Source organism: Gaoshiqia sediminis, from assembly GCF_025907915.1.
In the GTDB taxonomy this organism is placed as follows: domain Bacteria; phylum Bacteroidota; class Bacteroidia; order Bacteroidales; family Prolixibacteraceae; genus Gaoshiqia; species Gaoshiqia sediminis.
This window is the reverse complement of record NZ_JAPAAF010000020.1, coordinates 22,113-34,281: the sequence shown is the minus strand read 5'-3', so window position 1 is coordinate 34,281 and position 12,169 is coordinate 22,113. Positions and strand designations below refer to the sequence as shown.

Here is a 12,169-nt window from a genome sequence, read left to right as displayed (position 1 = left end):
GCAACCTTTTCAATTTTTTACAACCCGTTTTCCAATCCTGTTTTTACCCGGTAAGCTTTCTCAACATCAGAAACATAAATTAAACCATCACCAGGATTCAGGGTTTGCCCGAATTCCGATATAATATGTACGACTTTGTCCACCTCGTTTTTACTGACTACAAGTTCCAGTTTGGCCACTTCGCTGTCGGTAATGGAAAATTTTTGGGACACAAAGGCATCCTCATCCTGTAATTTTCCGGTACCTTCTGCCGATGAAATGGTCATGTTTTCAAAACCTGCATCTTTTAGATGGTGTACAATGTCGTTCACTTTATTGGGGCGTATAAATGCTTTTATTTCTTTCATAGTCTTAATTTTTAATGTTCATGTTCTGTTTCTTCTTTTTTCATATCGGCCAGCAGATAATAGGCTGCATTCATTACAATTTGAGTATCATCAGATAATGGACTGAGCAACTTTATTTCGGTGTAGCCTCCGTCCTGCTTTCCAGTGATGACCTCTACCATTCGGAAAGCCATTACATGGCTATCGTTTTCGTCTTCATGTCCTGCTTCGCCCTCATGTTCCTCATGGTTTTCTTCAGCCTCATGTTCATGTCCTTCATGTCCTTCTTCGTTTTCTGCTACTGCTTCGTCTACATGCCCCTCATGTTTTTCTGCTTCAACCGATTCATCCAAAATAAAGATATAGGATTTAGTTCCTTCGGCAACCACAGCATTGTTAGGAAGGGTTCGGGTGTTATTTTCATCGGTGTGGATATGCCCCGAAACATACATGCCCGGAATCAGGTTGCCCGGATTTTTATCGAGGCGTGCATGGATGTGTACTGCCCTGGTGTTGGGTTCAAATTCTTTGCCGATGGCAAAAATGGTTGCACTCAATTCCTCGCCCGGACGGTTGGAAACGGTAAAATCAACTTTTTGCCCGTTTTCTATAAGGTGTACATCATTTTCATACACCATAAAGTCGGCATGTATTTCCCGGTTGTCGGTAATGCTAAGAAGCTGGTCTTTGGCATCGACATAGGTTCCCACCTTAATATTCACATCATTAACAAAGCCGTTGATGGGTGAAAGTATGGAAATGGTGTTTGAAATGCTTCCTTCTTTTACTTTATCGGGCGAAAGATTGAGCAGTTGAAGCCTTGATTTTAAACCTTCGTAACGTGCTTTGGCTGTGTTGTATTCCGATTTTACCTGTTGGAAGTCTTTACCTGCACCCACGTTATTTTCGAAAAGTTCTTTCTGACGGGCATATTCCTGTTCAAGAAATTCGAGTTTGTTGGCTGTTTCGGCAAATTCTTCCTGAAGGACAATATAATCAGGATGCTCCAGTATGGCCAACGCCTGACCTTTATTTACTTTATCGCCGTGAAAAACCTTTATTTCTTTTACATTTCCACCAATAATGGCCGTAACATCAGCACTGGCAGCAGGTGGTACTTCAAGTTGTCCGTTTGTTTTTACCAGTGTGGTAAGGTTTCGCATTTGAAAATTACCCAATTGCAGATTTAAGGCTTCACGCTGAAGTTCGTTCAGCATTACCACACCTTCGGGGCCTTCATGCTCTGCATGTTCCCCGGCTTCACTGTTTTCCTTTTTGTTGCTGTTGCACGACATGAGCGTTACTACTGCAAGAAGTGCTAAAAATATTTTCGTTTTCATTTTTATCTGTTTTTAAAATTATTGACCTGTTATGTATTCCAATTGCTCCTTAATTTCGAAGAAATCTGATAGCCGTGATAAATATTCCTGCCTTGTTTTTATGGCTGATTCGGTGTTTTGGATAAACTCGATATAATTGAGGTTTCCAAGACGATAACCAAGATTTGCAGCTTCAATTTGCTCGGCAGCAAGCGGAAGGGCTTCGTTTCTATAATATTCCAGCACCTCGCTCATTACCCTGTAACGGCTTAAAAGTTCCTTGTAAGAGGCATTCAGCTCCAATTCCCTTTGCTTGTATTCCTGTCCGGTAATCTGGTAATTTATATGGGCGGCTTTTGTTTTTCCCGACTGGGAAAAGAACAGTAAAGGAACGGAAACACCTGCTTCCCAACCATAAAAACCAGAAGTACCATCGACCGATTGCCGCGAGTACCCCAAATCGAGTTTAGGTAAAAAATTTGCTTTTTCGGCTTTCCACTCTGCTTCTGAAACATCAAGCTGCTGCCTGTAATAATTCAATAAAGGAACATTGTTTAACGAATCACCTGAAAAGGCAGCATGAATCGATTTACCCCACTCTTGTCCGGCATCTGTAATTTCTACACCGCCGGGGTACATCAGGTACTGGTTCAGAATTTGCAGCGATGCCAGGTATTCGCTCTCAGCCTGTTTCATATTCACCATTAACTCTTTGTATTTAGCCGAGGCAGAAAGGTACTCTACTTTGGATGTTTGCTGGGTTTTAAACCGCAATTCGGCAGCTTTCAGAAAATTGGTATAAATACTGTCGAGCTGATTGTACAATTCTGTTTGCTTTTTTGCAACCAGTGACCTGTACCATGCAAGGCTCACGTTTCTGACCAGTTCATTCTCTGTCAGTTCAAGTTTTGAAACAGCAAGGCCGGTACGTGATTTATTCAGTTTTGTTTTGGCAGGTATGCCAAACAGGTCAATTTCCGATTGTGTTATCCCAATTTGGTTTTGAATACCCACCGCTCCGTTTCCGGTTTCCTCTTTACCGGTGTAGATGGACGTATTGCCCAAATCGTAAGCTGTAGCTTTCAGGGCTTTTTGTTTCTCCACATCGAGCGAAGCTGCTTTTAACGAAGGGTAGTTTTCTTTTGCCCGTTCAATTGCCTGCTCAAGGGTAACTGAATTTTCCTGTGCTTTCAGGGTGCCTGAAGCACCAATACCGACTATGATGAGCAGAACGGCTATTACCGTGGTATTGAGTTTTGGCACTTTCAGTTTGGTTTTTCCTGATTCAACCATCTTGTAAAGTATGGGCAACACAACCAGTGTTAGAAGTGTTGATGTTAACATGCCGCCAATAACCACGGTGGCAAGCGGGCGTTGCACTTCTGCCCCTGCTGAGGTGGAAATAGCCATAGGCAGGAAACCCAGTATATCGGTTGATGCAGTCAGGAATATAGGGCGTATCCGGCGAAGGGAACCCTGTTTAATAATTTCGCCAATACTGAGTTTTCCTTCTTCTTTCAACTCGTTAAAACCGCTTATCAAAACCAGCCCGTTCAATACTGCCACACCAAAGAGTACAATAAAGCCGACTCCTGCCGAAATACTGAAAGGCATATCGCGCAGGTAAAGCGAAAAAATACCCCCCACTGCTGCAAAAGGAATGGCCACATAAATCATCAGGGTTTGTTTAAACGATTTAATGGCAAAGAAAACAAGCATAAATATCAATGCCAACGCAAGCGGTACAACCAGAGTAAGACGTTTTGATGCTCGTTCGAGGTTTTCAAAAGCACCACCGTAGCGAATGTAATAACCCGAAGGCAGTTCCAGTTTTTCATCGAGCGTCTGTTGAATTTCTTCTACCAGCGATTTAATGTCCCTGCCTTCCACGTTAATACCTACATAAGTACGCCTGTTGGTATTGTCGCGGCTAATTTGCATCGGGCCGGGTTGATAGCTGATTTCAGCTACTTCCTTTAGGGGAACCTGATTTCCATCGGGAGTATTCACAAATAAATTCCGAAGGTCGTCAATACTCTGTCGGTGTGCTTCATCAAGTCGAACCACAAGGTCGAACATACGTTCACCTTCATAGATAACCCCGGCAACGCCACCGCTAAAAGCAGTCTCTACCACGGTATTCAGGTCTTTTATTTTTAACCCGTACTGCCCCAGTTTGGTACGGTTGTATTTTACCGTTATTTGAGGCAGCCCACGGGTTGCTTCGGCTTTTATGCCTTCAATGCCTTCAATACCTGCAATTAAACCGGAAATTTCTTCGGCTTTATCAGCCAGCATATTCAGGTCATCACCGTACAATTTAATAGCCACATCTTCACGAATTCCGGTTAAAAGCTCGTTGAACCGCATCTCGATTGGCTGGGTAAATTCGTAGTTTATACCGGGCAAAACACTTACCTTTTCTTTTACCTTATCAATCAGTTCCTGTTTTGATTCAACCTTTGTCCATTCATCTTCCGGTGTGAGAATGACAAATATATCGGCAATATCAATCGGCATGGGGTCGGTAGGTAAATCAGCCACCCCAATACGGCTTTGAATGGATTCTATCTCGTCCGGAAAATTTTCCAATACTATCTGTTCAATACGGGTAGAGGCTTTTTCTACCTCAGATAGCGATGTTCCGGGCTTCAGGAAAGCCTGAAAAGCAAAATCGCCTTCGTCCAACTGAGGGATAAATTCGGCTCCCATACGTGAGAAAAGGAATCCTCCGGAAATTAAGAGCACCAAGGCAATTCCCAATACAAGCTTACCTTTGCGTAAAGCCCAGGCAATTACCGGTTCGTACAGGTTTTCAAGCTTTATAATAAATTTCTCTCCCCAGGTTTTTTTATCTGTTTTCGGAGGTTTCAGGAAAAGTGCTGCCATCATAGGGATGTAGGTAAGACACAGCACCATCACACCCAACACGGCAAAACCAAAGGTCATGGCCATGGGTATAAACATTTTGCCCTCCACACCCTGCAATGCCAGTACAGGAATAAAAACAATAAGGATAATCAGCTGCCCGAAAAATGCGGAGTTCATCATTTTACTGGCTGAATTGTAGGCAATTTCGTTGCGTTGGGGCAGCCCCAGTTTTTTCCCGATAAATTCATTCCGGTGCAGGTAAAAAATCATGCTTTCCACGATGATTACCGCCCCATCGACAAGAATCCCAAAGTCGATAGCCCCGAGGCTCATCAGGTTTGCCCAAACACCAAAAACTTTCATCATGATAAACGAAAAGAGCAGGGCAAGCGGTATGGTAGAAGCTACCAGCAAACCGCCCCGTAAATTGCCCAAAAAGATGACAAGGACAAAGATTACGATGAGCGCCCCCAGTGAAAGGTTTTCGGCTACAGTGGATGTGGTGCTTTTTATCAGTTTGCTGCGGTCGAGGAAAGATTCAATTTTCACACCTTCCGGCAACGATTTTTGAATTAAGGCCATACGTTCCTTCACATCCTTGATGACATCGTTGGAGTTTTCGCCCTTAAGCATCATTACAATACCTCCTACGGCTTCACCTTTACCATTTTTGGTAAATGCCCCATAGCGAACAAAACTGCCATATTTTACTTCAGCCACATCACGTATAAAAACAGGTTGCCCGTTTACATTGGCAACAGGGGTATTGCGGATGTCATCGAGCGAACGCATCAAACCTTCGCCACGGATAAAGTTGGCTTGAAAATTTTTCTCAATGTAAGCCCCTCCCGTATTCTGATTATTATCTTCCAAAGCCTCGAAAATGTCGGCAATGGTGAGGTTCATGCTACGAAGTTTATCGGGGTTTATAGAAATTTCGTATTGTTTGCCCCGCCCGCCAAAGGAGTTTACTTCAACTACGCCCGGAACCATTGCCATCTGGCGTTTTACAATCCATTCCTGCATGGTGCGCAGTTCCATGTCATCGTAAATGGTATCATAGCCGGGTTGTACTTCGAGGGTGTACTGGTAAATCTCACCCAATCCGGTACTAATGGGAGCCATAAACGGCTCGGCAAATCCTTCAGGGATGTTCTCCTTAATTTCGGCCAATGCCTCACTCACCAGCTGTCGTGGAAGGTATGTCCCCATATTATCCTCAAATACTATTGTTACCACTGACAATCCGAACCGTGAAACAGAGCGGATTTCGGTAACCCCCGGCAAGTTAGCCACCGAAAGTTCCACCTGATAGGTTACAAACTGCTCTATGTCTTCGGTTCCCAAATTGGGTGCGGTGGTAATTACCTGCACCTGGTTATTGGTAATGTCGGGAACAGCATCCAATGGCACTTTGGTCATCGACCAGATACCCCCGATGATAAGTCCTATGGTCATTAAACCAATGAGGGCTTTGTTCTTTATTGAAAAAGATATGATTCTGTTTATCATTTGATATTGATTTTATTTATTAAAACTCTATTTATCCTACTCATAATACTTTTTAAATGTTTGCTGATTTTTAAAGTAAGCCAATTCAGGTTTTCCTTTTTCTTTTAACCCGATTAAGGCATCGGCTTTGTTGATTGAATCGCCTGAAAAAGCATCGGGAACCATCCCAACTTCTGCAAAGTGTTTTGTTAGGTGATTGAAACATTCCTGGCTACAGAAATAGTATGCCTTTTTATTATAAGCGACTTTTGAAGATTTATGCATCGTTAAATTATTGCCATTCATACAAGCCCATTCACCCGGAATTTCCTTACCATACCAAGCCCATTTGTGATACAGAAACCTGGTATCGCAGCCATAGGTGTAGAAAGTCAGAACAGAAAATGTGACAACTATCAATATGCTAAAACTGATAATCAGTGTTCGATTAAACTTTTTGTCCTCGATTTCCTGTTTTTCCCGTAATTGATGCTTGCTTAACTTCTTCTTTTTCATGTCAAAAAGATTAAGATAAACATGCAGACCAGCTGTTTTGCCGGCCTGTTAATTGAAACAAAAGTTAAGCAATTGCAGGAGGTGCCCGAAGTAAGTGGGCGGTATAGAAATATTGTTTTTTGAAAATGGCATGGTTGCCCAAAAAGGTTGTGGAAATGTCGATTACAGGTGGAGTTTCGATTTGAATTACAACTCCAGCTGTGAAAAAATTGAGATGGTCAGATAAAGACTTGTTTAAAGATATGGTGCTAGTCCTTTCTGATACCAGAATATTAAATGCGTGACAATGTGTGTCTGGCTTTTCCTGATTTTGCCCATGAACAGGCAACTCACAGGCCGATTCCTCTTCAGATGAGTGCGAAATCTCAAAATGGTGATGATGCGGCACAACAGTATGAGCCAATATAATCAGCCCAGCCAAAAAGGTAAATATCCTTTCTATATGTTGTCCTTTAAAATTCACCTGCTTCTAAAGATTAATCAATTATATAACGCCAAAGATATAAAAAAGTTGATGCAACCGGGTTGCAAAGTTTATTTGTCGCAGCTGGGACACACCCCTCTCACTACCATGTTCACACTTTCTAGTTGAAATTTGGCTGGTAAATTAATTTTGGGAACGGCTACATCTGTAAGGCAATAAGTCTGCCCACAAACGGTACATAAAAAATGAACATGAAGGTCTTCGGGGTGGCATTCACAGGCTTCTTGGCACAAAGCATATTTTACCGAACCCGTGCCATCATCGATGCTGTGAATTAGCTTGTTTTCTACAAAAGTTTTAAGCGTTCGGTACAATGTGGTCTTGTCCGCCTTTTCAAATTTGTTTTCCAGCTCCGGTAAACTTATGGCTGTTTTTTGTTCAGTCAAGACCTGCAAAACCAACTGTCGCATAGAAGTTGGTTTGATGTTCCGGGTTTGGAGTTGTTTGTCAATATCTTCTTTCATTTGCAAGATTACAAAAAACAGTGCGTTAATAATTCAAGCCATTAATGGTAAATGTTGCCAAAGTTTCCAGCCCATAATGCCAGCAGATGAAAAGGCTAATATTCCAATATTAAAAATGCGAAGAATCGTTCTTTGCCTATCTGAATAGAGTGTAGCAAATTCGGCATTGTGTTTAGCTTGTGTTAATTATGCCCAGATTCTGTTCCTCATTATTTTGCTGATTAAATTACAACATCCTAACAATCTCTGTAATTGACTGTGCCGTATAAGTACCGGGCACTTCCTTCTTTTGAAACACCATGAAATACTTGAAATTATCTCCGGCTTTTTCTGCCCACTTTTTACCAAGTAGGTTTTTGGCTCGACTTTCATCGTTATCCAAATAGTCTCCCTTTGTTTCAATGAGAATCAGGTTTCCATTTCTGGTGAAAATGATGAAGTCAGGATAATGGTTGCTTTCAAATCCGTTTAGGGCAAAACCTCGTTTCTCAATATTCCGGTGCCAGAACACCACATTTTCAAGAGATGCAATATTCATGATTACTTCCTGCTCAAACCCATTCATTGAGGCTTCTGCTTCGTAAAGCGACTTGTCAATGGCACTGCTTGGGCTTATTTGAGTTAATTCATTGGGGAACTTAAAGCTTGGTTTTACCAAGATATTATTGGTGTCTAAAAGCTTTTGAAACTGCTCTCTTGCGTATTCCGATTCAAGTTCTTTTACTTTTGCCTTTATCTTGCTGATGTACAAGAATTCATTGTTGATAATGTCTCGTATCTGGTCGTTGTGCAAATCCTCAAAAACACGGGTCACATACTTTGTTATGTCTTCATGCGAAATAGGGGTCATGTCACCCAATTTACGGACGATGAGCTGTGTGATGTCTTTAATCTGAGTCTCTTTGGGCTTTGACAGAATTGTATCAACAAGAATGGCTTTTGCTCTAATTGAAACTTTCTGTTTTGTTGCAGTATGCTTCGATTCGTTGTAATCCACCTGAAATACTTCTGTATCTGTGTCATCGAAATTGATTTCGGTGCTTTTTGAAGCAAGTTTAAACCCTTTTAAAAGACTGTTGCGGTTCAATAATTGCTCCTCCTGCTTCAATTCCTCAAACATGATGGTGTCATGCAGTTCATCTGCCGGAACTTTTCGATAGAACTGAGGAATTGCCAAGTCGTTTACCACATCAACAAAAGGGTCTTCAATTCTATATTTCTTTGGCTGTTTACCCATTTCCCGTAATAAATAGTCAGTATTATCTTCTGTGTAGGACTCTGCTTTTTGCTCGAATGATTTACCCTCTGATTCGCCCTTTTGAGTAATTTGCTTAACAATATCAGTTGTACTTCCTATCTGGTTGGAATCCAACTCGACATTTGGGTCAAAATCAATTTCTTCAATGTTAATTTCGTCAACAGGAACCTTACCATCTTCTGAATTACCAGAAGACACCGGGCTTGTTCCAAATAGCTCTTGTTGTAGTACCTCATTGTTGGTCAATTCAACCTCAGGCTCTTCTTCAGCATAATAGTCCTCTTTGCTAAAGCCTGAATCTTGTAAGGCTTTCACAATATTATCTAAGGTCTCCTGAAATTTGGAACTTGCTGATAATACAAATGAAAGGTTAAGCAATGGGCTTTGGTGCTTGGTTACATGTGGTTGGCGGAGAACACGACCGAGTATTTGCTCCACATCCACTGCTGATGACTTATCGGCCAATGAAGCCAAGATATAGGCATTGGGACAATCCCATCCTTCTTTAAGCGCATTGACAGTAATAATATAACGAACTTCGCAATCCTTGGCCATCAGATTGATACCCTTTAACTCATCCAAACCACTCACTTTGATTTTGATTTGCTCTTCGGGAATCCTCAGTTTCGTTAATTGCTCTTTGATGTGAATGTAGGTTGTGTTGTCCTTCCCCTTAATGTTCGATTGCGCTTGGAACAGAATGATAGGGCGGATGTATTTGCCTGTCACTTTTTCTTCCTCAATGGCCAGCAACTCCAGTTGTCGTTGTAAATGCAAAGCACTGGTAATTACCTCTTCCTTTTTATGGTGATTGTAAACAATTACCGGAAGCTTTACCATGTGCTCTTTCTTGAGAGCCATTGCATTTACAAAGCTGATGATGTTGCTGTTTTCTTTAGGAGTTGCTGTTAAATCCAAAACTACAGAGGGATTCAGATTATTCAGCATCTCCACACTTAATACGCTTTCGGCATTGTGGCTTTCGTCAACAACGACAACAGGATTTAATGACCGTATCACATTTATCAAAGCCGTTTCATCAGTGTCATCAATCACTAAATCCTTATCAACAAAACCCCGAAATTGTTCTAAAGCTCCATTTTGCTCATATACCTTACGGTCATCCTTTTTTGTTGAATTAATTCGGATGCTGCTGAAATTGAATACAAAAATATTCAGCTGTTCTTTTGCCGAGGTTGGATTAAATCCGGCGCCCTGTAATAATTCCTCTTTTTCAAAGACTTCGACCCGATTGCCAAATAGAGCATTCAGTTTCTCTCTGTAAGGATGTGTAGGGTTTGATAGATGTCCGGCTGTTTGCTGCAAAAGATTCGACCAAGGAACCAACCATACGACCGCTTTGGGTCTTGTAACATCAAACGACTTGAAAATTGAATGAAGTGCATTACAAGCAATAAAAGTTTTGCCCCCTGCTGTAGGGACTTTGATAGCAATATGTGTAGCTCCCGGAATATTGTTTTTGTAAGGGCGCATGCCTGAATAGGAGCCATCTAAGTTGGCTTGGTATTTCCCTACTTTATCTTCCCAAAATTGATTAAACGCTTTTGCAGAATCCTGAAAGGTGTTTAAATATTCAAGAAACTTGTCTAAGTCGTTGATTACTTGTTGTTGATATGGTTTTAATTCCACTTTTCTATGAGTTTGTCGTTACTATTCAATTGTTAATAACCGTTCAATCCAATTGTTAAAACGTGGGCATTTTTCCCGAATTTTTTCCAGACCAATTTCCTGTGCCAACAACGAACCATATACCACCTTACTGTAATCATCAATAATTCTATCCAACCTTTTTGACGGAGCGGTTGTTTTTCCATCGTTTATATTCTCAGGATTACTAAAAGCTTTATCAGTCTCTAAAAGATAGGCATAGTCGCTAAGTTCATCGGATTTAAAATTACTTGCGATGACAGAAATGTCGCTAAAAAGTAATGCTTCAAACTCGTGTAACTGGATATATGGAATAAATCTATTTCGTATTGATTCATCAATTTCTTCAAGTATAGCATTCTCAAGAAATGTTATTCTATCACTTTTATTTACAATTGCTTTTGCTTCTTCCCATTTCGGAAATGCGTGACAGGGATGTATGCCATAATAGTCGATTAAGGTAGTGACATAAACACCTGTATCTTTAAGGTGCAGTTCAACTTGCTTTTTCAGATGCTCCCAAGCAACTATGCCTCCTTTCGACTTTTTAATTTTGGGCGTTTCCAAAAATATGTCATGAGCATTAAAGACTGGTTGCAAAACATCATTGCAGAATAATTGCTCAGTAGGCCCTTCACCAATTATTATAATTCTCTTCATTTTGAAAAAGGTTGAGCAGAGTTAATAATATTTCGTTCCCATAATTCGCCAAGGGTGTGTTCTTCCAGCCAACCTTTTAACTTATCTTCATCTAGGCGTTTGAATATGGATTGATTTTCTATGGTGCTTCGGTCAACGGTAACAATATCACTTGTTTTAAAGCAATCGACCAGATTTACCGATTGGGTTGAGATGATTAGTTGCGTTTTGCCAGATGCCATCTCAATAAGGGCTGCAAGTTTGGTTATGGCCTGAGGATGTAAACCCAATTCGGGTTCGTCAATGACGATTACTTTGGGCGGCTCCGGTTGCATTAATACCGTTGCCAGCGCAATAAAACGCAATGTGCCATCAGAAAACTGATAAGCATTAAAACTTGAATTGGGGTCGCCCTTCTCAATCCAACGCAATTCTATTTCGTTTTTATTCAGTTTTTTAGGTTGCAGAATCAATTTTTCGACATAGGGGGCAATTGACTTTATCGTTTTCTCAAGTCGAGTAAACAGTTTAGGATGTTCCTCTTGCAAAAAGTAGAGAAAAGCCGGAAGATTGCGTCCATCGGATTTTAATGAGTCGTTGTCATTTATATCGCATTCACGCCGAAGCATTGATGTGGCCGATGTATCATGAAAATGATAAATTTGAATATTGGATAAATACTTTTTCAGATAGTTATTTCGAAATGAATTCGAACTTGGAATATTCGATTCTTGAATATCTGAAGTTCCATAATATCCTTTTGAATTATCAGTCCTTTCTACATTATACCCAGATGCTTCATGGGCAATAAATAATCCACCATCTTTTGTTTGAGCCAGCTTAAACAGATAAGCATTATTGTTTTGCGCATCTTCGGTAAAAATCATTTTACCAAACACCGTCTCCGTTATTTTCCGACCAAAGTGGAGGATGTTGTCTGCTTTTTCTTCAATCACATATCGTTGCAATTGCTGATTAAAAATGGCATGTACCATCTTAAAAAATGACACGAAATTACTCTTCCCAGCACCATTGCTTCCAATAAACACATTGATTGGTTTTAGTTCCAACTCTAAATGCTTTATTGATTTAAAACCTTTTATTTCAATATATTCAATCATAACTGTTCAGGT

9 protein-coding genes are annotated in these 12,169 nt (G+C 40.7%); all 9 read right to left on the bottom strand.

The features are described from left to right. Window positions 1-17 precede the first annotated feature (17 nt). Window positions 18-347 (bottom strand): P-II family nitrogen regulator, encoded by a 330-nt coding sequence (locus N2K84_RS13150; RefSeq protein WP_282592283.1) that lies wholly within the window; start codon window positions 345-347, stop codon window positions 18-20. An 11-nt stretch (window positions 348-358) separates the two neighbouring features. Next, window positions 359-1,666, bottom strand: a complete 1,308-nt coding sequence (locus N2K84_RS13145; RefSeq protein ID WP_282592282.1) for an efflux RND transporter periplasmic adaptor subunit — start codon at window positions 1,664-1,666, stop codon at window positions 359-361. A gap of 18 nt (window positions 1,667-1,684) precedes the next feature. Continuing rightward, window positions 1,685-6,028 (bottom strand): CusA/CzcA family heavy metal efflux RND transporter, encoded by a 4,344-nt coding sequence (locus tag N2K84_RS13140; protein ID WP_282592281.1) that lies wholly within the window; start codon window positions 6,026-6,028, stop codon window positions 1,685-1,687. A 36-nt stretch (window positions 6,029-6,064) separates the two neighbouring features. Continuing rightward, window positions 6,065-6,523, bottom strand: coding sequence for a hypothetical protein (locus N2K84_RS13135; protein WP_282592280.1), 459 nt, complete (start codon window positions 6,521-6,523; stop codon window positions 6,065-6,067). Between the two features lie 64 nt (window positions 6,524-6,587). Then, entirely contained in the window at window positions 6,588-6,986 is a 399-nt protein-coding gene (locus tag N2K84_RS13130) for a hypothetical protein (RefSeq protein WP_282592279.1), read from the bottom strand. Window positions 6,987-7,057: 71 nt separating this feature from the next. Next, window positions 7,058-7,471: a Fur family transcriptional regulator gene (locus N2K84_RS13125; RefSeq protein ID WP_111446948.1), complete on the bottom strand. Its 414-nt coding sequence runs from the start codon at window positions 7,469-7,471 to the stop codon at window positions 7,058-7,060. Between the two features lie 226 nt (window positions 7,472-7,697). Further along, on the bottom strand, window positions 7,698-10,379 hold the full coding sequence (locus tag N2K84_RS13120) for a DEAD/DEAH box helicase (protein WP_282592278.1): 2,682 nt from the start codon (window positions 10,377-10,379) through the stop codon (window positions 7,698-7,700). A 21-nt stretch (window positions 10,380-10,400) separates the two neighbouring features. Beyond that, complete coding sequence (locus N2K84_RS13115; protein WP_282592277.1) at window positions 10,401-11,057, bottom strand: DUF4276 family protein; 657 nt, start codon at window positions 11,055-11,057, stop codon at window positions 10,401-10,403. Further along, window positions 11,054-12,157 carry an AAA family ATPase gene (locus N2K84_RS13110; protein WP_282592276.1) on the bottom strand — a complete coding sequence of 368 codons (1,104 nt, stop codon included), beginning with the start codon at window positions 12,155-12,157 and terminating at the stop codon, window positions 11,054-11,056. The genes N2K84_RS13115 and N2K84_RS13110 overlap by 4 nt, the downstream gene beginning before the upstream one ends. Window positions 12,158-12,169: the final 12 nt, after the last annotated feature.